The sequence below is a fragment of the Pseudomonas sp. SO81 genome, assembly GCF_030374125.1.
Classification (GTDB): Bacteria; Pseudomonadota; Gammaproteobacteria; order Pseudomonadales; family Pseudomonadaceae; genus Aquipseudomonas.
Genome location: NZ_CP126126.1, coordinates 1,920,218 through 1,944,918 on the forward strand (window position 1 = coordinate 1,920,218; position 24,701 = coordinate 1,944,918).

At 66.6% G+C, this 24,701-nt stretch carries 24 protein-coding genes; 8 read left to right on the top strand and 16 right to left on the bottom strand.

Translation table 11 applies throughout. The annotated features are described in order from the left end of the window. The first annotated feature begins 1 nt into the window (after window position 1). From OH686_RS09215 to ppa, 6 genes are all read left to right on the top strand, one after another. A complete protein-coding gene (locus OH686_RS09215) occupies window positions 2-1,369 on the top strand; it encodes a glutamine synthetase family protein (protein ID WP_289537968.1) in 1,368 nt (455 codons plus the stop codon). Between the two features lie 15 nt (window positions 1,370-1,384). Next, window positions 1,385-2,773: an aldehyde dehydrogenase family protein gene (locus OH686_RS09220; RefSeq protein WP_289537970.1), complete on the top strand. Its 1,389-nt coding sequence runs from the start codon at window positions 1,385-1,387 to the stop codon at window positions 2,771-2,773. Between the two features lie 13 nt (window positions 2,774-2,786). Next, window positions 2,787-3,947 carry an iron-containing alcohol dehydrogenase gene (locus OH686_RS09225; RefSeq protein ID WP_289537973.1) on the top strand — a complete coding sequence of 387 codons (1,161 nt, stop codon included), beginning with the start codon at window positions 2,787-2,789 and terminating at the stop codon, window positions 3,945-3,947. Window positions 3,948-4,120: 173 nt separating this feature from the next. After that, the gene (locus OH686_RS09230) at window positions 4,121-4,573 is read left to right on the top strand and encodes a GNAT family N-acetyltransferase (protein WP_289537974.1); all 453 of its coding nucleotides are present in this window, start codon (window positions 4,121-4,123) and stop codon (window positions 4,571-4,573) included. Between the two features lie 49 nt (window positions 4,574-4,622). Beyond that, window positions 4,623-5,441: a M90 family metallopeptidase gene (locus OH686_RS09235; RefSeq protein ID WP_289537976.1), complete on the top strand. Its 819-nt coding sequence runs from the start codon at window positions 4,623-4,625 to the stop codon at window positions 5,439-5,441. Window positions 5,442-5,518: 77 nt separating this feature from the next. Continuing rightward, the gene (ppa, locus tag OH686_RS09240) at window positions 5,519-6,046 is read left to right on the top strand and encodes an inorganic diphosphatase (protein WP_021701809.1); all 528 of its coding nucleotides are present in this window, start codon (window positions 5,519-5,521) and stop codon (window positions 6,044-6,046) included. 111 nt (window positions 6,047-6,157) lie between these two features. Here ppa and OH686_RS09245 read toward each other — a convergent pair whose 3' ends face one another. The 12 genes from OH686_RS09245 to OH686_RS09300 form a co-directional block, all read right to left on the bottom strand. Continuing rightward, on the bottom strand, window positions 6,158-7,453 hold the full coding sequence (locus OH686_RS09245; protein ID WP_289537980.1) for an adenylosuccinate synthase: 1,296 nt from the start codon (window positions 7,451-7,453) through the stop codon (window positions 6,158-6,160). 52 nt (window positions 7,454-7,505) lie between these two features. Beyond that, window positions 7,506-8,693 carry an ATP phosphoribosyltransferase regulatory subunit gene (locus OH686_RS09250; RefSeq protein ID WP_137975072.1) on the bottom strand — a complete coding sequence of 396 codons (1,188 nt, stop codon included), beginning with the start codon at window positions 8,691-8,693 and terminating at the stop codon, window positions 7,506-7,508. Between the two features lie 34 nt (window positions 8,694-8,727). Next, entirely contained in the window at window positions 8,728-8,913 is a 186-nt protein-coding gene (locus tag OH686_RS09255; RefSeq protein WP_289537983.1) for a DUF2065 domain-containing protein, read from the bottom strand. A 110-nt stretch (window positions 8,914-9,023) separates the two neighbouring features. Then, window positions 9,024-9,893, bottom strand: coding sequence for a protease modulator HflC (hflC, locus tag OH686_RS09260; RefSeq protein WP_289537985.1), 870 nt, complete (start codon window positions 9,891-9,893; stop codon window positions 9,024-9,026). Next, a complete protein-coding gene (hflK, locus tag OH686_RS09265) occupies window positions 9,893-11,038 on the bottom strand; it encodes an FtsH protease activity modulator HflK (RefSeq protein WP_289537987.1) in 1,146 nt (381 codons plus the stop codon). Before hflK ends, hflC begins: the two co-directional genes overlap by 1 nt. Before the next feature lie 96 nt (window positions 11,039-11,134). Further along, entirely contained in the window at window positions 11,135-12,436 is a 1,302-nt protein-coding gene (gene hflX, locus OH686_RS09270; protein WP_289537989.1) for a ribosome rescue GTPase HflX, read from the bottom strand. A gap of 12 nt (window positions 12,437-12,448) precedes the next feature. After that, window positions 12,449-12,703: an RNA chaperone Hfq gene (gene hfq / locus OH686_RS09275; protein WP_021701802.1), complete on the bottom strand. Its 255-nt coding sequence runs from the start codon at window positions 12,701-12,703 to the stop codon at window positions 12,449-12,451. A 98-nt stretch (window positions 12,704-12,801) separates the two neighbouring features. Then, entirely contained in the window at window positions 12,802-13,773 is a 972-nt protein-coding gene (gene miaA / locus OH686_RS09280) for a tRNA (adenosine(37)-N6)-dimethylallyltransferase MiaA (RefSeq protein ID WP_289537991.1), read from the bottom strand. Window positions 13,774-13,788: 15 nt separating this feature from the next. Next, window positions 13,789-15,669 carry a DNA mismatch repair endonuclease MutL gene (mutL, locus tag OH686_RS09285; RefSeq protein ID WP_289537993.1) on the bottom strand — a complete coding sequence of 627 codons (1,881 nt, stop codon included), beginning with the start codon at window positions 15,667-15,669 and terminating at the stop codon, window positions 13,789-13,791. After that, window positions 15,666-17,117 (bottom strand): N-acetylmuramoyl-L-alanine amidase, encoded by a 1,452-nt coding sequence (locus tag OH686_RS09290; RefSeq protein WP_289537995.1) that lies wholly within the window; start codon window positions 17,115-17,117, stop codon window positions 15,666-15,668. Before OH686_RS09290 ends, mutL begins: the two co-directional genes overlap by 4 nt. A 16-nt stretch (window positions 17,118-17,133) precedes the next feature. Next, window positions 17,134-17,550: a tRNA (adenosine(37)-N6)-threonylcarbamoyltransferase complex ATPase subunit type 1 TsaE gene (gene tsaE, locus OH686_RS09295; protein WP_289538904.1), complete on the bottom strand. Its 417-nt coding sequence runs from the start codon at window positions 17,548-17,550 to the stop codon at window positions 17,134-17,136. A 56-nt stretch (window positions 17,551-17,606) separates the two neighbouring features. After that, window positions 17,607-19,103 carry an NAD(P)H-hydrate dehydratase gene (locus OH686_RS09300; RefSeq protein WP_289537997.1) on the bottom strand — a complete coding sequence of 499 codons (1,497 nt, stop codon included), beginning with the start codon at window positions 19,101-19,103 and terminating at the stop codon, window positions 17,607-17,609. A gap of 64 nt (window positions 19,104-19,167) precedes the next feature. On the opposite strand from OH686_RS09300, the gene queG reads away from it, so the two are divergent. Next, complete coding sequence (gene queG / locus OH686_RS09305; RefSeq protein ID WP_289538000.1) at window positions 19,168-20,241, top strand: tRNA epoxyqueuosine(34) reductase QueG; 1,074 nt, start codon at window positions 19,168-19,170, stop codon at window positions 20,239-20,241. A 20-nt stretch (window positions 20,242-20,261) separates the two neighbouring features. Here queG and orn read toward each other — a convergent pair whose 3' ends face one another. Both orn and OH686_RS09315 read right to left on the bottom strand, forming a co-directional pair. After that, window positions 20,262-20,807, bottom strand: a complete 546-nt coding sequence (gene orn / locus OH686_RS09310) for an oligoribonuclease (protein WP_289538002.1) — start codon at window positions 20,805-20,807, stop codon at window positions 20,262-20,264. Between the two features lie 38 nt (window positions 20,808-20,845). Next, window positions 20,846-21,616: a class I SAM-dependent methyltransferase gene (locus OH686_RS09315; protein ID WP_289538004.1), complete on the bottom strand. Its 771-nt coding sequence runs from the start codon at window positions 21,614-21,616 to the stop codon at window positions 20,846-20,848. An 88-nt stretch (window positions 21,617-21,704) separates the two neighbouring features. On the opposite strand from OH686_RS09315, the gene rsgA reads away from it, so the two are divergent. Beyond that, window positions 21,705-22,736, top strand: coding sequence for a small ribosomal subunit biogenesis GTPase RsgA (gene rsgA, locus OH686_RS09320; protein ID WP_289538006.1), 1,032 nt, complete (start codon window positions 21,705-21,707; stop codon window positions 22,734-22,736). A 42-nt stretch (window positions 22,737-22,778) separates the two neighbouring features. On the opposite strand, the gene motB is transcribed toward rsgA, so the two are convergent. Further along, window positions 22,779-23,819 (bottom strand): flagellar motor protein MotB, encoded by a 1,041-nt coding sequence (gene motB, locus OH686_RS09325; protein ID WP_289538008.1) that lies wholly within the window; start codon window positions 23,817-23,819, stop codon window positions 22,779-22,781. A 16-nt stretch (window positions 23,820-23,835) separates the two neighbouring features. After that, window positions 23,836-24,687: a flagellar motor stator protein MotA gene (gene motA, locus OH686_RS09330; protein ID WP_289538009.1), complete on the bottom strand. Its 852-nt coding sequence runs from the start codon at window positions 24,685-24,687 to the stop codon at window positions 23,836-23,838. Between the last annotated feature and the right edge of the window lie 14 nt (window positions 24,688-24,701).

Sequence of the window (24,701 nt, forward strand, 5' to 3'; positions counted from 1 at the left end):
GATGACTGCCCACCTCACCCTGGCCGGCCTGCGCGAGCTCGCCGTGGCCGGCAAGATCGACACCGTCCTGGCCTGCATGGTCGACATGCAGGGCCGCCTGATCGGCAAGCGCTTCCAGGTCGAGTTCTTCCTCGACAGCGCCTACGAGGAAACTCACGGCTGCGACTACCTGCTGGCCGACGACATCGACATGGAGCCGGTGCCCGGCTACGCCGCCGCCAGCTGGAAGCAGGGCTACGGCGACTTCGTGTTCAAGCCCGACCTGTCCACCATGCGCGTGCTGCCCTGGCTGGAAGGCACGGCCCTGGTGCTGTGCGACGTGCAGGATCACCACCACCACGACCTGCCGCACAGCCCGCGCGGCATCCTCAAGCGGCAGATCGCCCGCCTCACCGAGCGCGGCTACAAGGGCATGTTCGCCTCGGAGCTGGAGTTCTACCTGTTCGACCAGAGCTACGAGGACATCCATAACCAGCACTACCAGAACCCCAAGACCGCCGGTTACTACATCGAGGACTACAGCATCCTGCAGACTATCCGCGAGGAGCCGGTGATGCGCGCCATCCGCAAGCACCTGCAGGCTGCCGGCATCCCGGTAGAGAATTCCAAGGGCGAGTGGGGACCGGGCCAGGAAGAGATCAACGTGCGCTACGCCGAGGCGCTGGTGATGGCCGACCGGCACAGCATCATCAAGCACGCCTGCAAGGAGATCGCGCTGCTGCAGGGCAAGGCCGTCACCTTCATGGCCAAGTGGAACTACAACCTGGCCGGCTCCAGCAGCCATATCCACAACTCGCTGTTCAGCCTCGACGGCGAACAGGCGCTGTTCCACGACCCGGCCGGCGAATACGGCATGTCCAAGCTGATGCGCCAGTGGGTGGCCGGCCAGCTCAAGTACGCCAGCGACATCACCTATTTCCTCGCCCCCTACGTCAACTCCTACAAGCGCTTCCAGGCCGGTACCTTCGCCCCGACCCGCGCGGTGTGGAGCTGCGACAACCGCACCGCCGGCTTCCGCCTGTGCGGCGCGGACAGCAAGGGCATCCGCATCGAGTGCCGCATCGGCGGCGCCGACCTCAACCCCTACCTGGCCTACGCCGCGCTGATCGCCGCCGGGCTGGCCGGCATCGACGAACAGCTGGAGCTGCCGGCGCCCTTCTCCGGCGACGCCTACGAGAACGACGAACTGCCGGAAGTGGCCAAGACCCTGCGCGGCGCCACCGACGCCCTCGACCGCTCGGAACTGCTGCGCAAGGCCCTGGGCGACGACGTGGTCGAGCACTACCTGCACACCGCGCGCTGGGAGCAGCTGGAATACGACCGCCGGGTGACCGACTGGGAACTGCGCCGCGGCTTCGAGCGCTACTGACAGGGAGAGCAGCAGATGAACAGCATTCGCCTGATTTCACCGGTGGACGGCAGCCTCTACGCCGAACGCCCCATCGCCAGCAGCAGCGCCCTGGAACAGACCCTGGCCGCCGCCACCCGGGCCCAGCGCGCCTGGCGCGAGCTCGCCATCGGCCAGCGCGCCGCCTACTGCCTGAAGGCAGTGGACGCCATGCTGGCGATGAAGGACGAGATAGTCCCCGAGCTGGCCTGGCAGATGGGCCGCCCGATCCGCTTCGGCGCCGGCGAGCTGCGCGGCTTCGAGGAACGTGCACGCCACATGATCGGCATCGCCGAAAGTGCCCTGGCCGACGTGGTGCCCGATGCCAAGGAGGGCTTCCGCCGCTATATCCGCCGTGAGCCACTGGGCACCGTGCTGGTGGTTGCGCCGTGGAACTACCCCTACCTCACTGCGGTGAACGCCATCATCCCAGCGCTGATGGCCGGCAACGCCGTGCTGCTCAAGCATGCCAGCCAGACCCTGCTGGTCGGCGAGCGCTTCGCCGAGGCCTTCAAGCGCGCCGGGCTGCCTGCCGGGCTGTTCCACAACCTGGTACTGGACCACGGCCAGACCGCCACCCTGATTGCCTCCGGCCAGGTGCAGCAGGTCAATTTCACCGGCTCGGTGGAGGGCGGCCGCCTGATGGAGAGCGCCGCCGCCGGCCACTTCATCGGCGTCGGCCTGGAGCTGGGCGGCAAGGACCCAGCCTATGTGCGTGGCGACGCCGACCTGGCCCACGCGGTGGAGAACCTGGTGGATGGCAGCTTCTTCAACTCCGGACAGAGCTGCTGCGGCATCGAGCGCATCTATGTGGACAAGGCCCTGTACCCGGCCTTCGTCGAGGGCTTCGTCGAGCTGACCAAACAGTACGTGCTGGGCAGCCCGCTGGATGAGGCCACCACCCTCGGCCCGCTAGTGCGCAGCAGCGCCGCCGAATTCGTGCGCGGCCAGATAGCCGAGGCCAAATCCAAGGGCGCCAAGGCACTGATCGACCCTGCCAGCTTCGCCAACGACGCCCCCGGCACCGCCTACCTGGCACCGCAGGTGCTGACCGGGGTCAACCACGGGATGGCGGTGATGCGCGACGAGAGCTTCGGCCCGGTGGTCGGCATCATGCCGGTGGCCAGCGAGGCCGAGGCCATCGCCCTGATGAACGACAGCCCCTACGGCCTCAGCGCGGCCATCTGGACCGAGGACCTGGACGCCGCCGAGCGCATCGGCCAGCAACTGGAGACCGGCACCGTGTTCATGAACCGCTGTGACTACCTGGACCCGGCCCTGGCCTGGACCGGGGTCAAGCACACCGGGCGTGGCGCCACGCTCTCGCGCCTGGGCTACGAGCACCTGACCCGACCCAAGTCCTTCCACCTGCGCCACCAGCTCTGACCAGGAGTCCGCCATGAGCAAGACCGCCAACTGGAACTACCCGACCTCGGTGCGCTTCGGTGCCGGCCGCATCCAGGAGCTGCCGGAGCTGTGCAAGAGCATCGGCATGCTGCGCCCGCTGCTGGTCACCGACCGCGGCCTGGGCAGCGCGCCGATCACCACCGCCGCCCTCGACTCACTCAAGCAAGCCGGCCTCGGCGCTGCACTGTTCAGCGACCTCAAGCCCAACCCGGTGGAGAGCAACCTGGACGCCGGCCTGGCCGCCTACCGCGCCGGCAAGCACGACGGCGTGGTCGCCTTCGGCGGCGGCAGCGGCCTGGACATGGGCAAGCTAATCGCCTTCATGAGCGGACAGGCACGCCCCGTGTGGGACTTCGAGGATATCGGCGACTGGTGGACCCGTGCCGACCCGCGCGGCATCGCCCCGGTGATCGCCGTGCCGACCACCGCCGGCACCGGCTCGGAAGTCGGCCGCGCCGGCATCCTCACCGACGAGCGCAGCCACACCAAGCGCATCATCTTCCACCCGCAGATGATGCCGCGCATCGTCATCAGCGACCCGGCGCTCTCCGTCGGCATGCCGGCCTTCATCACCGCCGGCACCGGCATGGACGCCTTCTCCCACTGCCTGGAAGCCTACTGCGCACCGGGCTTCCACCCGCTGGCCGACGGCATCGCGGTGGAGGGCATGCGCCTGGTCAAGGGCGCCCTGGTACGTGCTGTCAAGCAGCCGGACGACCTCGACGCCCGCGCCGACATGCTCGCCGCCGCCGTCATGGGCGCCACCGCTTTCCAGAAGGGCCTCGGCGGCATGCATGCCCTGGCGCATCCGATCGGCGCGCTGTACGACACCCACCACGGCATGACCAACGCCACGCTGATGCCCTACGTGCTGAAGTTCAACCGCAGCGCCATCGAGGAGCGCATCACCCGCCTGGCCGCCTACCTGCAACTGGCCAACCCCGGCTTCGACAGCTTCCTCGAACTGGTCCTGCAACTGCGCCGCGATACCGGCGTGCCGCATAGCCTGGCCGAGCTCGGCGTCGACGACGGTAAGACCGCGCTGATCGCGCAGATGGCGGTGGTCGACCCTTCCGCGGGTGGAAATCCACTGCCGCTGACCGAGGAAAACGTCGCCAGGCTGTTCACCGACGCCCTGCATGGCCGCTTGTGAGCAACCTCGCGCGGGCCGGCGAGCACCGTCGCAGAGCGGTCGGCGCCGCTGGCCTGGGCCCCAGGCATAATCAAACGCTTGCTTGGATTGCGCTTTCCATCCGCTTTCGGCAGCATCGACCCGACCATTGGCACAGTGCCAATTTCACCACTCCATAGACGCCGAGGCCCGCCATGCGCATTGTCCAAGCCACCCTGGAGCACCTGGACCTGCTGACCCCGCTGTTCATCAAGTACCGTGAGTTCTATGGCGAGCTGCCGTTCCCGGACTCGTCGCGCAAGTTCCTCGAGACCCGTCTCAAGCGCAAGGAATCGGTGATCTACCTGGCCTTGGCCGATGAAGAAGACAAGCTGCTCGGCTACTGCCAGCTGTTCCCCAGCTACTCCTCGCTGTCGCTCAAGCGCGTCTGGATCCTCAACGACATCTTCGTTGCCGAGGACGCACGCCGCATGCTGGTCGCCGACCGCCTGCTGCAGACCGCCAAGCAGATGGCCAAGGAAACCAACGCCGTGCGCATGCGCGTGGCCACCAGCGTGAGCAACGAGGTGGCGCAGAAGACCTACGAGTCCATCGGCTTCCGCGAAGACACCCGCTTCAAGAACTACACCCTGGAACTGGGCGACTGACCGGCCGGCGGACGGGCCCGCCCCGTCCGCCGCATCCTCGAGAAATCCCATGTGGTCGTTCCGCGCCTGGCGTCGCCAGCGCATCCTCTCCCGCTCGCCCTACACCACCCGCCACTGGCAAGAGGCACGCGCGCGCCTGCCAATCCTCGACGGCCTGAGCGAGGCCGAAGAGCAGCGCCTGTTCCAGCGCGCCATCCTGTTCCTGCATCACAAGCGCCTGACCACCCTGCCCGGCGTCGAGCTGGACGAGACCGACCGCCTGACCCTGGCCGCCCAGGCCGAGCTGCCGCTGCTGCACCTGGCCGACCTGGACTGGTACCAGGGCTTCCACGAGATCGTCCTGTACCCGGACGATTTCGTCAGCCCGCAGCGCCACCGCGACGCCAGCGGCATCGAACACGAGTGGGACGACGAGCGCAGCGGTGAGGCCTGGCTGCAGGGCCCGGTGATCCTGGCCTGGCCCGGCGTACAGGCCGGCGGTGGCTGGGATGCCTACAACCTGGTGATCCACGAGCTGTCGCACAAGCTGGACATGCTCAACGGCGACGCCAACGGCCTGCCGCCGCTGCACCGCGAGATGCGCATCCTGGACTGGGCGCAGGCCATGCAGCCCGCCTACGACGGCATGAATGCCCAGCTCGACGCCGATCCCGACGCGGAGACCGCCATCGATCCCTACGCCGCGGAGAATCCGGCCGAATTCTTCGCCGTCACCAGCGAGTACTTCTTCACCGCCCCCGACCTGTTGCAGCAGGCCTTCCCGGCGGTCTACTCCCAGCTCGCCGCCTTCTACCGCCAGGACCCGCTAGCCCGCCTGCACAGCCTGCAGCAAAGCCATCCGGACTATCGCGACACGACCAACGGATGAGCACGCGGGCGTAGTAACGCCACCGGAAAGTGCCTATAATCCGCCCACTTTTTTGGCCCAACCCTGGGGTATCCACCATGAGCTACAGCAAAGTCCCGGCCGGCAAAGACGTGCCGAACGACATCTACGTCGCCATCGAGATTCCGGCCAACCACGCGCCGATCAAATACGAAATCGATCATGACACCGATTGCCTGTTCGTCGACCGCTTCATGGCCACCCCGATGTTCTACCCGGCCAACTACGGTTTCATCCCGCACACCCTGGCCGATGACGGCGACCCCCTCGACGTGCTGGTCGTGACCCCGTACCCGGTTGCCCCGGGCTCGGTCATCCGCTGCCGTCCGGTTGGCGTGCTGAACATGACCGACGAAGCCGGCGGTGACGCCAAGCTGATCGCCGTCCCGCACGACAAGCTGAGCGTGATCTACAAGGACGTGCAGGAATATACCGATCTGCCAGCCCTGCTGCTGGAGCAGATCAAGCACTTCTTCGAGAACTACAAGGATCTCGAGAAGGGCAAATGGGTCAAGGTCGAAGGCTGGGGCAACGCCGACGAAGCCCGCCAAGCCATTCTGAAGGCGGTAGCGGCTTACCAAAAATAAGCCAGTACCACCCCCTGAAGGCCGGCCACAAGCCGGCCTTTTTATTGCCCGCGATTTTTCCATCGCCCACAAAAAAGGCCGCTCGCAGCGGCCTTTTTCGTCACAGCGGGATCAGGCGAACGGATGGCGCAGGACGATGGTCTCGTTGCGGTCCGGGCCGGTGGAGATGATGTCGATCGGCGCGCCGACCAACTCTTCCACCCGCTTGATGTAGGCACGAGCAGCCGCGGGCAGCTCTTCCAGGCTCTTGGCACCCAGAGTCGACTCGCTCCAGCCCGGCATTTCCTCGTACACCGGCTGCAGGCCGATATAGCTGTCGGCGTCGGTCGGCGCGTCCACCAGCAAGTTGCCCTGAGCGTCGTTGTAACCGGTGCAGATGCGGATGGTGTCCAGACCGTCGAGCACGTCCAGCTTGGTCAGGCACAGGCCGGAGATGCTGTTGATCTCGATGGCGCGACGCAGGATCACGGCATCGAACCAGCCGCAGCGACGGGCACGACCGGTAGTGGAACCGAACTCGTGGCCACGCTTGGCCAGGAAGGCACCGGTCTCGTCGAACAGCTCGGTGGGGAACGGGCCGGAGCCGACACGGGTGGTGTAAGCCTTGGTGATACCGAGGATGTAGTCGAGGTACAGCGGGCCGAAACCGGAACCGGTGGCGGTGCCGCCGGCGGTGGTGTTGGAGCTGGTGACGTACGGGTAGGTGCCGTGGTCGATGTCCAGCAGCGAGCCCTGGGCGCCTTCGAACATGATGTCCTTGCCGGCGCGGCGCAGCTCGTGCAGGTCGGCGGTGACGTCGGTCATCATCGGGCGCAGCAGCTCGGCGAACGCCATGCACTCGTCCAGGGTGGCCTGGAAGTCGATGGCCGGCTCTTTGTAGTAATTGACCAGCACGAAGTTGTGGTAGTCCAGCAGCTCGCCCAGCTTGGAGGCGAAGCGCTCGCGGTGGAACAGGTCACCGATGCGCAGGCCGCGACGGGCCACCTTGTCTTCGTAGGCCGGGCCGATGCCGCGACCGGTGGTGCCGATCTTGGCGTCGCCACGGGCCTTCTCACGGGCCTGGTCGAGGGCCACGTGGTAGGACAGGATCAGCGGGCAGGACGGGCTGATGCGCAGGCGCTCGCGCACCGGTACGCCCTTCTCTTCCAGCTTGGTGATCTCACGCATCAGGGCGTCGGGGGCGACTACCACGCCGTTGCCGATCAGGCATTGCACGCCTTCGCGCAGGATGCCGGATGGGATCAGGTGCAGCACGGTCTTCTCGCCGTCGATCACCAGCGTGTGGCCGGCGTTGTGGCCGCCCTGGTAGCGCACTACCGCGGCAGCCTGCTCGGTCAGCAGATCGACGATCTTGCCCTTGCCCTCATCACCCCACTGGGTGCCCAGGACCACGACATTCTTACCCATAACACTTGTCCTCTTTGGAAGCTCGATGCCGGCCATGGCCGGCGGAAAACCATCAGGACGCCAGCGGCGCCAACTGCCAACGTCCATCGCGCAGCTGCAGCTGGCGGTCACAGCCCGCCTCGCCCGCCGCACTTACATCCTGCCCAGGCAGAGCCTGGACCACGCGCACGCCTTCGCTGCGCAGGCGCTGCACGGCCTGCCACAGGTACAGATCATGATGATCCGGCGCCCAGACCCCGGCGGCCGGTTCGTCGACACGCATGTCGCCGAGGGTGACCAGGGTCTTCAGATCGGTGGAGAAACCGGTGGCCGGGCGCGCCCGACCGAAATTGCCGCCGACGTCGTCGTAGCGGCCGCCCTGGGCGATCGACTGGCCGACGCCCGGCACGAACGCGGCGAACACCACGCCGGTGTGGTAGTGGTAGCCACGCAGCTCGCCGAGGTCGAAATACAGCGGCAGCTCGGGGTAGCGCAGCTCCAGCTGGTCGGCGATGGCTACCAGTTGGTCCAGTGCGGCATGTACTTCGGCCGGCGCCTCGACCAGACAGGCCTGGGCCAGGTCCAGCACTTCGCGACCGCCGCACAGCTCGACCAGTGCGCGCAGCATGCTGGCCAGGTGCGGTTGCAGGGATTCGGTGAGCGCGTCGACTTCATCGACGGCCTTGCGCTGCAAGGCGTCGAACAGCTGCTGCTCGGCCTCGCCGGACAGGCCGGCGGCGCGGGCCAGGCCGCGATAGATGCCGACATGACCGAGGTCCATGTGCACATCCGGCACACCGGCCAGAGCCAGGGTATCGAGCATCAGGCTGATGACTTCCACGTCGCTGGCCGGGCTGGCGTCGCCGTACAGCTCGGCGCCCAGCTGAATCGGGCTGCGCGAGGTGGCCAGGGCACGCGGCTTGGCATGCAGCACGCTGCCGGCATAGCACAGGCGGCTCGGGCCTTCGCGACGCAGAGTGTGGGCGTCCATGCGAGCGACCTGCGGCGTGATGTCGGCGCGGAAGCCCATCTGCCGTCCGGACAGCGGATCGGTCACCTTGAAGGTGCGCAGATCCAGGTCCTGGCCGGCACCGGTGAGCAGGGACTCGAGGTATTCGATGTGCGGGGTGACGACGAACTCGTAGCCCCAGCGCTGGAACAAATCCAGCACCTGACGGCGCGCCGCCTCGATCAGTGCCGCTTCCGGCGGCAGTACTTCTTCGATGCCATCTGGCAGCAGCCAGCGGTCTACCGTTGCCATTTCGCCATTCCCCTCTCGGTACGGGCGGCAGCCTTCAGTGAAGCAGATGTAGGAGGGTGGTCCCCAGCAGCATGCTGGCCAGCCCCATGAGACGCAGCTGCCGGTCGGGCAGCTGTGCCAGTTGCGCGATCGTTCCGCGCCAACGCCGCGGATAGAGGAAGGGCAGGATGCCTTCCAGCACCAACATCAGACAAAACGCGATGCCCAGTTCCTGCCACATGATTCCCGCAGACGCAAAAAAGCCGGGCTTTTCCCGGCTGACCCATGATAACACGTTTTACCCGGAGGTCACCCCGAGACGGCCGAACGGCCGCCCCGGGGTGCCTTCGGTCAGGGCTTGGGCTGCTGCAGATAGCGGAAGAACTCGCTATCCGGGTCCAGCACCAGCACATCGCTCTTGCTCGAGAAGCTGTCGCGATAAGCGCCCAGGCTGCGGTAGAACGCATAGAACTCGGCGTCCTGGCCGTAGGCTCCGGCATAGATGGCGGCGGACTTGGCGTCGCCATCACCACGAATTTCCTCGGCTTCGCGATAGGCTTCGGCGAGGATCACACGCTTCTGCCGGTCGGCGTCGGCACGGATGCCTTCGGCCAGCTCGCGACCCTTGGCACGGTGCTCGCGGGCCTCGCGCTCACGCTCCGAACTCATGCGGTCGAACACGCTGCGATAGACCTCTTTCGGCAGATCGATGGCCTTGACGCGAACGTCCACCACCTCGATACCCAGTTCCTTCTGCGCCATGCCGTTGAGCGACTTGGTGATGGCCGCCATCAGCGCGTCGCGCTCACCGGAGACCACTTCGTGCAGGGTGCGGGTACCGAACTGGTTGGCCAGCGCGGTGATCAGGCGCTGGGACAGGCGATCGTCGGCGATCTGACGGATGCCGGAGGTCGCGGTGTAGTAACGCTGGGCATCGGCGACACGCCATTTGGCGTAGGCGTCGACCATCACCGCCTTCTTCTCCAGGGTCAGCACGCGCTGGATCGGCGATTCCAGGGTCAGCAGACGGGCGTCGAACTTGCGCACCTGGTTCATCACCGGAACCTTGACGTGCAGACCCGGCGGCACGTCGGCCACCTGGATCTTACCGAACTGCAGCAGCACAGCCTTCTCAGTCTGGGTGACGATGTACAGGCTGTTCCATGCCAGAACGGCGACCACCACCCCGGCAATCAGGGCAAACAGCGATTTATTGCTCATCAGCGGCTCTCCCTGGTGCGCAGATCGCCACGCTCGACGTTATTGATGATGCGGGCACCGGCCTCGCCACTGGCGCTAGACGCGCCCGAAGCGTTGGCAGCAGCACCACCGCGACTGTCGATCATCTTATCCAGTGGCAGATAGAGCAGGTTGTTCTGCCCTTCCTTGCCGGTCACCAGCACCTTGCTGGTACTGCTGAAGACCTGCTGCATGGTGTCGAGATACAGGCGCTGGCGGGTCACTTCCGGCGCCTTGCGGTATTCGGTCAGCAGCTTGGTGAAGCGATCGGCCTCACCCTGGGCACGGGCCACCACTTCATCGCGGTAGCCATTGGCGTCCTCGATGATGCGCTGGGCCTGACCACGAGCCTCGGGCACCACGCCGTTGGCGTAGGTCTCGGCCTGGTTCTTCTCGCGCTGCTCGTCTTCACGGGCGCGGATCACGTCGTCGAAGGCATCCTTGACTTCGGCCGGAGCCGTGGCGCGCTGGATGTTGACCTGGGTGACGGTGATACCGGTGCCGTAGTTGTCGAGGAAATCCTGCAGACGCTTGCTGACCTCCAGCCCCATTTGCTCGCGGCCGAGGGTGATCACCTCATCCATCGAGGTGGAGCCGGCGACGTGGCGCAGGGCGCTCTCGGTGGCGTGCTGCAGACTCATCTCGGGAGTGTCGACATTGAGCACGAAGTCCTTGAGATTGCTGATCTTGTACTGGACGGTCAGCGGCACTTCGACGATGTTCTCGTCCTCGGTGAGCATCTGCCCTTCCTTGGAGAAGGAGCGCTCGCGAGTCACGTTCTCCTGGAATTTCTTGTCGATCGGCGGGAAGTAGATGTTCAGACCCTGGCCGACCGTCTCATGGTACTTGCCGAGGCGCAGAACCACTGCCTGCTCCTGGGCATCGACGATGTAGATGGCATTCCACAGCCAGACCGCGAACAGCAGCGCCGCGCCGATCAGGAGGATGCCCCAACCGCCGCCTTGGCCGTCACTGTCACGTTTTTTACCGCCCAAGATGCCGTTGAGGCTCTCCTGCAGCTTGCGGAAGGCTTCGTCGAGGTCAGGCGGGCCCTGGCGTCCACCGCCTTTGCGGCCGCCCCAGGGATCCTGGTTGTTCGAGTTGCCACCCGGCTCATTCCAAGCCATAGCGCTCTCCATCAAATAAAGCGAAGACGCGCCCACGGCGCGCCGGCCCATGCTACCGAAAGCCCCCGAGCCGCCGCAAAAACAGCGGCTCGGGCTTTATTGCAAAGTGTGTTGCGCGAGGAAGTCCTGCGGCTTCAAACCCTCGCGGCTGACCAGGCGATTGAGCTCGGCGCGCGGCAGGCGGATCGCCAGCAGGGTGTCGCCCGCCTCGTCATGCGCCTCGCTCTGCACCGCGTTCAGCGCGAAGAACTGCGCGCGCAGGCGCCCCAGGCGCTGCGGTAGTCGCAGGGTGCCGACAAACAGATCCTCGCCGAGCAACTCGGCGACCGCCTGGCGCAGCAGCTCCAGACCCTTGCCATCGCGTGCCGACAGCCATACCCGTTCGGGCTTGCCGTCGCCATCGCGCTGAATCTGCGGCTCGACGCCTTCGACCAGATCGATCTTGTTGTATACCTCGAGCATCGGCAGCTCGTTGGCACCGATCTCGCCCAGCACCGCCATGACCTGTTCGATCTGCTGGTCACGTTCCGGCTCGTGGGAGTCGATCACGTGCAGCAGGAGGTCGGAGCTGCTCGATTCTTCCAGGGTGGCGCGGAACGCCTCCACCAGCTTGTGTGGCAGGTGGCGAATGAAGCCCACCGTGTCGGCCAGCACCACCGGCCCCAGATCGTCCAGCTCCAGCCGGCGCAGGGTCGGGTCGAGGGTGGCGAACAACTGATCGGCGGCGTAGACCTCGGAAGTGGTCAGCGCGTTGAACAGGGTGGACTTGCCGGCGTTGGTGTAGCCGACCAGGGAAACGGAAGGAATATCCGCGCGCCGGCGGCCGCGACGAGCCTGCTCGCGCTGGCTGCGCACCTTCTCCAGCTTCTGCTTGATCTGGCGAATGCGCACGCGCAGCAGGCGGCGGTCGGTTTCCAGCTGGGTTTCACCCGGACCGCGCAGGCCGATACCGCCCTTCTGCCGCTCGAGGTGGGTCCAGCCGCGCACCAGGCGCGTGCTCATGTGATCCAGCTGCGCGAGTTCGACCTGCAGCTTGCCCTCGTGGGTACGGGCGCGCTGGGCGAAGATGTCGAGAATCAAGCCGGTACGGTCGAGCACACGACACTCGAAGACGCGCTCGAGGTTGCGCTCCTGACTGGGCGTGAGGGTGTGGTTGAAGATGACCAGCTCGGCCTCTTCGGCCTTGACCAGGTCACGCAACTCCTCGACCTTGCCGCTGCCGATCAGGAACTTGGCGGTAGGCATGTGCCGCGACACGGTGACCAGAGCCACCATGTCGGCACCCGCCGACAACGCCAGATCCTGAAACTCCTGCGGGTCTTCGGCCGCCTCGGGGTTGCTGCCTTCCAGATGGACAAGGATGGCCCGTTCACCACCGCCGTGACGCTCGAAGAACAAGTCAGGCTCCTATCAGGCGTTGCCCGGCTCGACCTGCTCGCCTTCAGTGGCACTAGGCAGGCGCACCGGACGGCTCGGCACCACGGTGGAAATGGCGTGCTTGTAGACCATCTGGCTGACAGTGTTCTTCAGCAAAATCACGAACTGGTCGAAGGATTCGATCTGGCCCTGCAGCTTGATGCCGTTCACCAGATAGATAGAAACCGGTACGCGTTCCTTACGCAGGGTATTCAGGTAAGGGTCTTGTAGCGAATGCCCTTTTGACATGTGCCGCACTCCTTAAGGGTCAAATGTAGTAAAGCAAAGATGGCTTATGCCGTATAAGCCTCAAAAGCCAAGGATAGACGGCGAATAGACGGGTCTCATCACAATATGGAGACCGCCCTCAGGTATTTCAAGGTACGCATCAGATTGTCACTGGCCAGGCTGTCCAGCCAATGCAGGTTTTCCCAGCCGCGTAGCCAGGTGAACTGGCGCTTGGCCAGCTGACGCGTGGCGATGATTCCCCGTTCCGTCATTTCCTCGCGGTTCAGGCCACCTTCCAGGTAATCCCATACCTGTCGATAGCCCACCGCACGGATCGATGGCAGCCCCGCGTGCAGGTCGCCCCGCAGGCGCAGCGCTTCGACCTCTTCGACAAAGCCCTGTTCCAGCATCAGGTGAAATCGGCGAGCGATCCGCTCGTGGAGCACCTGGCGCCGCTCGGGAGCAATGGCGAATTGCGCGACAGTATAAGGCAATTGCCCCGCGCCAGGCGCCTCTGGACCGCTATTTTGAGCCGTTTGGCGCTCACGGTGCACGCTCATGCTGAGGCCGCTGACCCGATATACCTCCAGGGCCCGGGTGAGGCGCTGCGGGTCATTGGGGTGAATGCGCGCCGCGGACTGCGGATCGACCCGCGCCAGCTCCCGGTGCAGCGCCTCCCAACCCTCGGCGGCGGCCCAGGCCTCCAGCTCTGCACGCACCGCCGGATCGGCACTGGGCATATCCGCCAACCCCTCCAGCAACGCCTTGTAATACAGCATGGTGCCGCCGACCAGCAGCGGAATGCGCCCGCGCGCGGTGATTTCCGCCATGGCGGCCAGGGCGTCGGCACGGAATTCGGCGGCGGAGTAGCTCTCGGCCGGGTCACGAATATCCACCAGCCGGTGCGGATAGCGCTCCAGCGTGGCCTTGTCCGGCTTGGCCGTACCGATGTCCATGTCGCGGTAGATCAGCGCCGAGTCGACGCTGATCAGCTCGCAGGGCAGCTCGTCGGCGAGCGCCAGGGCCAGATCGGTCTTGCCGGAAGCAGTCGGCCCCATCAGAAAGATGGCGGGAGGCAGGCGCTCAGTCATGGCAGAGTCGCGGCCTCAGCGGCCGCGCAGGAACAGCTTGTCGAGATCGTCCATACCCAGCTGCGTCCAGGTCGGGCGACCGTGGTTGCACTGGCCACTGCGCTCGGTGTGCTCCATGTCGCGCAGCAGGGCGTTCATCTCCGGCAGGGTCAGGCGCCGGTTGGCGCGCACGGCGCCATGGCAGGCCATGGTCGCCAGCAACTCGTTGAGATGGGCCTGGATACGGTCGCTGGTGCCGTATTCCAGCAGATCGGCAAGCACATCGCGCACCAGCTGGGTGGCCTCGGCCTGCTTGAGCAGCGCCGGGATCTGGCGGATCGCCAGGCTTTCCTCGCCCAGGCGCTGCAGCTCGAAGCCCAGGCGCCGGAACCACTGGCCATGCTCCTCGGCGCAATCGGCCTCGCGCTGACTCAGGGCAATGGATTCCGGCACCAGCAGCGGCTGGCCGCGCAGGCCTTCACTGGCCATGGCGGTCTTCAGGCGCTCGTAGGTGATGCGCTCGTGGGCCGCATGCATGTCCACCAGCACCAGACCGATGGCGTTCTCGGCGAGGATGTACACGCCCTTGAGCTGCGCCAGCGCATAGCCCAGCGGCGGGATATCGCCCTGGCTCTGTGGCAGGCCAACCGGCGCCTGGGACTCGGGCAACGGCGCGAAGTACTCGCGATAAGCGCCCTGGGCCTCGGCCGCCGGCACCGCCGGCTCGCTGCGCGGCGCCTGGTAGCCGGCGCCTGGCGAACGCCAGACCGACACTTGCGCCACCGGCTGCTCCAGCATCTGGGCCGCCAGGCCCATCTCGCCCTGGGGGCCGAACTCGCCGGCGGCCAGGCCGCTGGGGCGAACCATCTGCTGCACGGCTGCAGGCGCCGCCAACTGATCCTCCGGGCGCACTTCGCCCAGCGCCCGGTGCAGGGTGCCGTAGAGGAAGTCGTGAACCATGCGGCTGTCGCGGAAACGCACCTCGTGCTTGGTCGGGTGCACATTGACATCGACCACGCCCGGATCGATCTCGAGGAACAGCACGAAGGTCGGGTGACGGCCGTTGAACAGCACGTCGCGATAGGCCTGGCGCACGGCGTGGGCGACCAGCTTGTCGCGCACCATGCGGCCATTGACGTAGAAATACTGCAGGTCCGCCTGGCTGCGCGAGAAAGTCGGCAGGCCGACCCAGCCCCACAGGCGCAGGCCGCTGCGCTCGACCTCGATCGGCAGCGCCTGCTCGAGGAAGGCCGGGCCACAGACGCTGGCCACGCGGCGCGCGCGACTGATGGCGTCCGGCGCCTCGTGCAGGGCGAACACCGTCTTGCCGTTGTGGCGCAGGTGGAAGGCCACGTCGAAGCGGGCCAGGGCCAGGCGCTTGATGACTTCCTGCAGGTGGTCGAATTCGGTCTTTTCCGCACGCAGGAACTTGCGTCGCGCGGGGGTATTGAAGAACAGGTCGCGCACTTCCACCGAGGTTCCGACCGGGTGCGCCGCGGGCTGCACCCGCGCCTCCATGTCGCGTCCTTCGGTCTCCACCTGCCAGGCCTGCTCGGCGTCGGCGGTGCGCGAAGTCATGGTCAGGCGCGCCACCGAGCTGATCGAAGCCAGGGCCTCGCCGCGGAAGCCGAGGCTGCAGACCGCCTCCAGGTCTTCCAGCTCGCGGATCTTGCTGGTGGCGTGGCGCGCCAGGGCCAGCGGCAGATCGTCGGCGGGAATGCCGCCGCCGTCGTCGCGCACCCGCAATAGCTTGATGCCGCCCTGCTCGACCTCCACGTCGACCCGCCGGGCGCCGGCGTCCAGGCTGTTCTCCAGCAACTCCTTGATCACCGAGGCGGGACGTTCGACCACCTCGCCGGCGGCGATCTGGTTCGCCAGCCGCGGACTCAGCAGCTGGATGCGACGCAACTCGCTCATGGCTGGGCCGCCAGGGCGGTCGCCGGGATGCTGAGGGTCTGGCCGACCTTGATGGTGTCGTTCTTCAGCGAATTGGCGCTGCGCAGCGACGCCAGGCTGACCTGATAGCGCTGGGCGATCAGCGCTAGGCTCTCGCCGGAGCTGACCACATGCTCGCGCGGGCCGGCGGCGATCTTGCCGGAGTCGCGCAGCATGGCGATGTAGGTGCCCGGCGGCGGGTTCTGCTGGAAGAACTGCCGCACACCCGCGGTGATCGAGCGCGCCAGGGCCTGCTGGTGAGCCACGGTGGACAGCTTCTTCGCCTCGTTGGGGTTGGAGATGAAGCCGGTCTCAACCAGGATCGACGGAATGTCCGGCGACTTCAGCACCATGAACCCGGCCTGTTCGACCCGGCGCTTGTGTAGCGAGGTGATGCTGCCCATGTTGCTCAGCACCTTCTGCCCCACATTGAGGCTGGACGACAGCGAGGCGGTCATCGACAGGTCGAGCAGCACGCCGGCCAGCACGCGATCCTTGTCGTCCAAGCTGACGCTGCCGGCGCCGCCGATCAGGTCGGACTGGTTCTCGCTATCGGCCAGCCAGCGCGCAGTTTCGGAAGTCGCACCACGGTCGGACAGCGCATATACCGAGGCGCCGAAGGCGGCGGCACGCGGCGCGGCGTCGGCGTGGATGGAGACGAACAGGTCGGCGCCCTTCTTGCGGGCGATCTCGGTGCGCTTGCGCAGGGGAATGAAGTAGTCGCCGGTCCGCACCAGCTCGCCACGGAAGCCCTTTTCGGCATTGATCTGCCGCTGCAGCTCCTTGGCGATGGCCAAGGTCACGCTCTTCTCGAAGATCTTGCGCCCCGGGCCGAGGGCACCGGGGTCCTCGCCGCCATGGCCGGCGTCGATGGCAATGACGATATCGCGCTTGCCGCCCGGCACCGGCGGCAGCTTGGCCGGCGCGGCGCCAGGCGCCGCGACCACGGGAGGCGGATTGCTGGCGACGTTGGGCGAGTTGACCTGCGGTGCCTGGGGCACGCTGGGCGCCGCGCCGGCTTCCTGGTCGAACAGGTCGACCACCAGGCGATGGCCGTACTGCTGGTTGGGCGCCAGGCTGAAGCTCTTCGGCGTCACGGTGGCGGACAGGTCGAGGACCAGGCGCAGATCCGTGGGCGAGCGCTGGGCCGAACGGATACCGGTGATCGGGGTATTGCTCAGCGACAGCTGCTCCAGCTTGGTGGAAAGCAGGGCGCCGTTGACGTCGATGACGATGCGATTGGGTGCGGCCAGGGTGAACACGCTGTGCTGCACCGGGCCGGACAGGTCGAAGACCAGGCGCGTGTTATCCGGGGCACGCCACAGCCGCACGCTGCGGATTTCCGTGGCGGCCAGTACATCGGCAGCCAGCGCGGCCAGCATTACCCCGATCCCGCCAAACAGCGCACGCATGCGCATAGCCTTCCCCATTTTTATTTACAAACTCTTATAAGGCAGCACACCACGCCTCGGCTCGCGCGCTATGTGGCTGCAACTGCAGCGCGCGGCCGACTCCTTGCGGGCTAATGGTAATGTCCAGGTCCGCCTTTGGCAAAACGCCGGCGCCGCGCTGCGGCCACTCGATCAGGCACAGCGCGTCACCCTCGAAGTAGTCGCGGATGCCGAGGAACTCCAGCTCTTCCGGGTCGGCCAGGCGATACAGGTCGAAGTGGAACACCCGCAGCTCGCCCAGCTCGTAGGGCTCGACCAGGGTGAAGGTCGGGCTCTTCACCGCCCCGCCATGCCCCAGGCCACGCAGGATGCCGCGCGACAGGGTGGTCTTGCCGGCGCCCAGATCGCCGTGCAAGTAGATCACGCCGCGACCGCCGGTCGCCTGGGCGATGCGGGCACCCAGCTCGCACATGGCGTTTTCGCCCTCGGCATAGAGGGTCACTTCTGGCGGGGTCGCCTTCGACGGGGTCACCTTAGACACGGTGCATGCTCCTGCAACAACTGACGAATGGTCGGAATCAGATCGCTGGCCGCCAGGCCGCGGCCCAGGTCGCCGAGCCGCTGGCCGGCACAGGCGTGCAGCCAGACGCCAAGACAGGCGGCGTCGAAGGTGTCCAGGCCCTGGCCGCGCAACGCGCCGATCAGGCCGGCCAGCACATCGCCCAGGCCGGCGGTGGCCATGGCCGGATGACCGCGGTCACACAGGCGCAGGCGACCATCCGGCGCGGCGACCAGGCTGCCGGCGCCCTTGAGCACCACCACCGCCTGATACTTCTGCGCCAGCGCCAGTGCCGCGGCAGGGCGATCGAACTGCACCTCGGCCGTCGAACGCCCGAGCAGTCGACCGGCCTCGCCCGGATGCGGGGTGATCACGCTGTCGGCCGGCAAGGTCACAGCGCCATCCGTCAGCAGATTCAGCGCATCGGCGTCCCACACCTGCGGCCGCGGGCTGGCCGCCGCCGCGCTGAGCAGGCTGCGCCCCCAGGCGCGCTGACCGAGACCGGGACCGACCACCAGCACATTAGCGCGCTCGCACAGGCCGGGCAGCTGATAGGTGGATTCGCTGGCCTGACACATCACTTCCGGCAGGCGCGCCAGGCTGGCCGCCACATGCTCCGGGCGAGTCGCCAGGGACACCAGGCCGGCACCGGCACGCAGGGCGCTCTCGGCGCTGAGCAGGGCGGCGCCACCAAAGCCACGGTCGCCGCCAATCACCAGCACATGACCGAACTGGCCCTTGTGCGCGGTACGGGCACGCGGCGCCGGCTGCGGCAACGCAGCACCGGCCAGACGCATGGCCACGCAGGGCTGCCGGGCGACCAGCTGCGGATCGGCCTGCAGGTCGTCGAACAGCAGCTCGCCCACCCAGTCCGGCGCATCGCCGGTGAACAGGCCGAGTTTCAATCCGATAAAGCTGAGGGTCAGATCGGCGCGTACCGCCTGCTCGGCCACTCGCCCGGTATCGGCACACAGGCCAGAGGGCAGGTCCAGCGCCAGCACCGGCAGGCCGGAAGCATTGATCGCCTCGACGGCGGAGTCGTAGGGCGGACGCAGGTCGCCCTTGAAGCCGGTGCCCAGCAGCCCATCGACCAGCACGCCGCGCAGCTCGCTGCCGTCGCTCCAGCCATCCAAGACGACGCCGGCCGCCTGCGCCGCATCGCGAGCCGCAGCGGCATCGCCGCTCAGCTTCTCCGGCGCAGCGACGGCCAGCACCCGCACGGCCCAGCCGGACTTCTGCGCCAGCTCGGCTACCAAATAGCCGTCGCCGGCATTGTTGCCGGCCCCGGCCAGCACGGTGATTTCCCCGGCCTGCGGCCAGCGCTGGCGCAGCGCGCGCCAGGCGGCATGGGCGGCGCGCTGCATCAGCTCGAAGCCGGGCGTGCCGGCGGCGATCAGGCGGGCATCCAGTTCGCGCGCCTGAGCGGCGCTATAGAGAGGAAGGGGCAGGTCGTGACTGACAGGCATGGTTCGGCGATTCGGGCGAGGTCTGGCAGAATTATACCCATCTCCCCTGCCCTGCCGTCCCGTCATGCCCGATTCGACCCTCGACCTCGCTCAACTGGCGCAGTCCATCAAGGACTGGGGCCGCGAGCTGGGTTTTCAACAGGTCGGCATCGCCGATGTCGAACTGGGTGAACACGAGCAGCACCTGCAACGCTGGCTGGACGCCGGCTACCAGGGCGAGATGGACTACATGGCCGCCCATGGCAGCAAGCGCTCGCACCCGGACGAGCTGGTGCCAGGCACCTTGCGGGTGGTGTCGCTGCGCATGGATTACCTGCCCGGCGACACCCAGATGACCGAGCGACTGGCCCAGCCGGAGCAGGCCTATGTGTCGCGCTATGCCCTGGGTCGCGACTACCACAAGCTGATCCGCAAGCGCCTGCAGCAGCTGGCCGAACGCATCCAGGGAGTCGTCGGCCCGTTCGGCCATCGCGCCTTCGTCGACAGCGCCCCGGTGCTGGAGAAGGCCATCGCCGAGAAGGCCGGGCTCGGCTGGATCGGCAAGAACACCCTGGTGCTCAACCGCAAGGCCGGCAGCTGGTTCTTCCTTGGCGAACTGTTCGTCGACCTGCCGCTGCCGGTGGATGCGCCACACGTGACCGAGCACTGTGGGCGCTGCAGCGCCTGCCTGGACGTATGCCCAACCAACGCCTTCGTCGACCCCTATGTGCTGGATGCGCGGCGCTGCATTTCCTACCTGACCATCGAACTGAAGGGCCCGATTCCCGAGGAACTGCGCGCACCGATCGGCAACCGGGTGTTCGGCTGCGACGACTGCCAGATCGTCTGCCCGTGGAACCGTTTCGCCCGCCCCACCGAGCAAGGTGACTTCCAGCCGCGCCATGGCCTGGACAATAGCTCGCTGGCCGAGCTGTTTCTGTGGAGCGAAGAGGAGTTCCTGACCCGCACCGAAGGCTCGCCGCTGCGTCGCGCCGGCTACGAGCGCTGGCTGCGCAACCTGGCCGTGGGACTGGGCAATGCACCTTCGACCATCCCGGTGCTTGAGGCCCTGCGGGCGCGCCGCGACTACCCATCGGAGCTGGTGCGCGAGCATGTCGAGTGGGCGCTGGCCCGGCACCATGAAAAAGGCTCGCACTAGGAGGGCCTTTTCGTTTGCGGTCAGACCTTGAGGAAGTGCTGACGATAGTGCTTGAGCTCGGCGATGGACTCGCGGATATCGTCCAGCGCCTGGTGGGCGCCCTGCTTCTGGAACGAGTCCTTGACGTGCGGCGCCCACATGCCGGCGAGGATCTTCAGGGTCGACACGTCCAGGTAGCGGTAGTGGAAGTAGGCTTCCAAGTTCTGCATGTACTTGTAGAGGAAGCGGCGGTCCTGGCCGATGCTGTTGCCACAGATCGGCGACTTGCCCTTCGGCACCCACTGCTCGAGGAAGGCGATGGTCTGCGCCTCGGCCTCGGCCGGGCCGATCTTGCTCTCGCGCACGCGCTTGGTCAGACCGCTCTCGCCATGGGTGCGGGTGTTCCACTCGTCCATGCCGGCCAGTAGCTCGTCGCTCTGGTGCACAGCGATCACCGGGCCCTCGGCGAGGATGTTCAGCTCGCTGTCGGTGACGATGGTGGCCATCTCGATGATCACGTCCCGCTCCGGCTCCAGCCCGGTCATCTCCAGGTCGATCCAGATCAGGTTGTTGGGGTTCTGCGGCATGAGTTCGGCTCCTTCTAGATTGGCGCCAGTTTAGCCGCTCAGAGGTGCCAGAGCAGCAGTCGCGAACTGCGCCAGTCGCTCAGCTCGATGATCTCGCCGGGCACCACCCCCGGAATATCGAAGCTATTGCTGATCAGCAGGCTGCCGGGGCGCATCTCGCGGCGCGCCTTGGCCCATAGCTCGGCCATGGGCGCCGGCGAGAGGAAGCAGTACACGGCGTCGTAGGCGGCCAGGTCTTCCTGCCACAGGCTGCGGTAGCGCACCTGGCAATGGCGATAGGGCAGGCAGCGCAACCAGGCCAGCAGGAACACCAGCGGCGCCGTCTCCACGCCCATCAGACGCGCCTGCGGGTAGTCGCGCGCCAGCTGCGCCAGGGTGCCACCCAGACCGCAACCCAGGTCGACGAAACGGAAATCCGCCGGCAGCCCAGCCAGCCGCTCGCTCAGGCACTGACGCGTGCGCGCGCCACTCAGGTAGAGCGGCACCCGCTCGCGGAAGCTGTTCCAGTTGATCAGCAGCAGCAGGACGAAGGCGGCGAGGAACCACCAGGCCGGCCACTCGCGACTCTGCAGCGCCAGCAACCCGGGAACGAAGGCCAGATTCAGCGGCAGCCACCAGCGACGCAGCCCCAGCCAGTGGCCCAAGGCGGCCGCCAGCATGCCCTGCCCCAGGGCCGCCTGCCATAGGGTCGGGCGCCAGCCACCCAGTTGCGCAAGGACAACCAGCGCCAACGCCACGCCGAGCACAGCCAGGAGCTGGGCCAAGAGGGCAAGGACGGCGGGATAGCGGGAGCGCAGGAGTTCGAGCATGGCGCCTGTTGTACCAGCAGGCCGGGGGCCAGGGCCAGCCGGGGCCCGTGCTAAACTCGCCGCCGTTTTCTTATATATCGGAAAGGCCATGGCCAAACGCCAACTCACCCGCCGGCAGAACTGGCGCATCGACAAGGTTCAGGAAGAGCGCGCCGCGCGTGCCGCCAAGCGCGAGTCGCGCCTGCTCGAAGAGCTGGAGGGTGGCGACCTGGGCCCGGAACAGACCGGCCTGGTGATCGCCCACTTCGGCGTGCAGGTCGAGGTCGAGGCACTGGAAGGCGAGCTGGCCGGCCAGGTACAACGCTGCCACCTGCGCGCCAACCTGCCCGCGCTGGTCACCGGCGACCGCGTGGTCTGGCGCCCCGGCAACCAGGGCAACGGGGTGATCGTCGCCCAGCTGCCGCGCACTTCCGAGCTGTGCCGCCCGGACATGCGTGGCGTGCTCAAGCCGGTGGCCGGCAACGTCGACCTGATCGTCATCGTGTTCGCCCCACTGCCGCACGCTCACGCCAACCTGATCGACCGCTACCTGATCGCCGCCGAGCACGCCGGCATCCAGCCGCAGCTGCTACTGAACAAGGCCGACCTGGTCGATGAGGAGAACTCCGAACACCTCAACGGCCTGCTCACCACCTACCGCCAGCTGGGCTATCCGCTGCTGGAGGTTTCGGCTCACGAAGGCGACGGCATGGATCAGCTGCGGGCACGCCTGGACGGGCATGTCAGCGTGTTCGTCGGTCAATCCGGGGTCGGCAAGTCGTCGCTGGTCAACAGCCTGCTGCCGGGCGTCGACACCCGCGTCGGACCGCTGTCCGAGGTCACCGGCAAGGGCACCCACACCACCACCACCGCCCGGCTGTTCCACTTCCCCGGCGGCGGCGAGCTGATCGACTCGCCCGGCATCCGCGAGTTCGGCCTCGGCCATGTCAGCCGCGAGGACGTAGAAGCCGGCTTCATCGAGTTCCGCGACCTGCTCGGCACCTGCCGCTTCCGCGACTGCAAGCACGACCGCGAGCCGGGCTGCGCCCTGCTCAAGGCGTTGGAAGATGGCCGCATCCAGCCACAGCGCATGGCCAGCTACCGGCACATCCTGGCCAGCCTGCCTGAACCCGATTATTGATAGAGACGAAAAACGAAGAGGCCGCGATGATCGCGGCCTCTTTCATTCCTGGGGCTGGTCGAACTGCAGCGCACCGTCCTCGAAGATGTTCAGGCGCTGGCGCAGCTCGTCCGCCTGGGCCGGCTCGCCCGGCGCCGCTGGTTCCGAGCCAGGCGCCACTGCCTCGGTGGGCGCCGGCGGCTCGGCGGACTCGGCGGCGCCATCGCCATCCTGCTCGCCCTCGATGGCGCGCTGGGCCTTCTTGGTCAGGACGATGATGTCGATGCGGCGGTTCACCGGATTGAACGGGTCCTTGCGATCGAACAGCGCCGACGAGGCATACCCCACCACCCGCGCCACCCGTGGCTCCGGGTAGCCGCCAGCCACCAGCGTACGCCGCGCGGCGTTAGCGCGGTTGGCAGACAGTTCCCAGTTACCGAACTCGGCCTGGCCGGCGAAGGGCTTGGCGTCGGTATGGCCGCTGACGCTGATCTTGTTCGGCACCGCCTTGATGGTCTCGGCGAGGATCAGCAGGATGTCTTCGAAATAGGGCTGCAGACGGGCGCTGCCGATGTCGAACATGGGCCGGTTCTCGGCATCCATGATCTGGATGCGCAGGCCGTCCTGGGTGATCTCGAAGAGGATCTGGTCCTTGAATTTCTGCAGCTGCGGGTCTTCGTCGACCTTGGTCTGCAGCTCCTGCAGCAGCAGCTCCAGGCGCTCGCGCTCGACCTGCTCGGCCAGCGTCTCGGCCTGGCTGGCATCCATCTCTGCCTGGTCATTCTTGGCATCGACCGCCGCATCGGCAGCGTCCGGAGCATCCTTCAGTTCAGGATTGAGGGTGCGGTCGGGCGCGGGAGTCGGCGTACCGCCCAGGTCGATGACATAGGGGCTGGCGCTTTCGGTAAAGCCGATGGGGTCCTGGAAATAGCCGGAGATGGCCTTCTTCTGTTCCGGGGTGGCCGAAGACATCAGCCACATCACTAGGAAGAAGGCCATCATAGCCGTGGCGAAGTCGGCGAAGGCGATCTTCCAGGCGCCACCGTGGTGGCCGCCGGCGACCTTCTTGACCCGCTTGACCAGTATCGGCTGGTTGTTCTCCATGACCTAGCGACCCGGCTCAGTTGCCACGCATGGCCTGCTCGAGCTCGCTGAAGCTCGGCCGGTGCGCCGGCAGCAGGACCTTGCGACCGAATTCCACGGCCAGGGTCGGCGGCATGCCGGAGGCGGACGCCACCAGAGTGGCCTTGATCGATTCGTACAGGTTCAGCTCTTCCTTGGCGTCATGTTCCAGGGCGGCGGCCAGCGGGGCGAAGAAACCGTAGGAGGCGAGAATGCCGAGGAAGGTGCCGACCAGCGCGGTACCCACCTTCTCGCCGATCTGCGCGTTGTCGGCGGTGGCGAGGATGGACATGGTGATCACGATGCCCAACACCGCCGCCACGATGCCCATGGCCGGCATGCCGTCGGCCACCTTGGCCACCGCGTGGGCCGGGTGTTCCAGCTCTTCCTTCAGGCTGGTGATCTCCATGTCGAAGAGGTTTTCCAGCTCGTGGGGCGCCATGTTGCCACTGGACATGATGCGCAGGTAATCGCAGATGAACGCGGTCATCTGCGCATCCTTGAGAATGGCCGGGTACTTGCTGAAGATCGGGCTGGCGTTGGGGTCCTCGACGTCGGCCTCGATGGCCATCATACCCTCGCGGCGACTCTTGTTGAGGATCTCGTAGAGCAGCTTCAGCACTTCCAGGTAGAAGGCATGAGTGAAGCGGCTGCTGAACATCGCCAGCGACTTCTTGAACACGGTCATGAAGGCGCTGCCGGGGTTGGCCTGGAGAAAGGCCCCCAGGGCGGCACCGCCAATGATCATCACCTCGAAGGGATGCACCAGCGCCATGAACTTGCCGCCCGACAGAATGAAACCGCCGAAAACGCAGCCGAAAACAACCAGGATGCCGATGATCTTGACCATGGGAAATTTGAGCT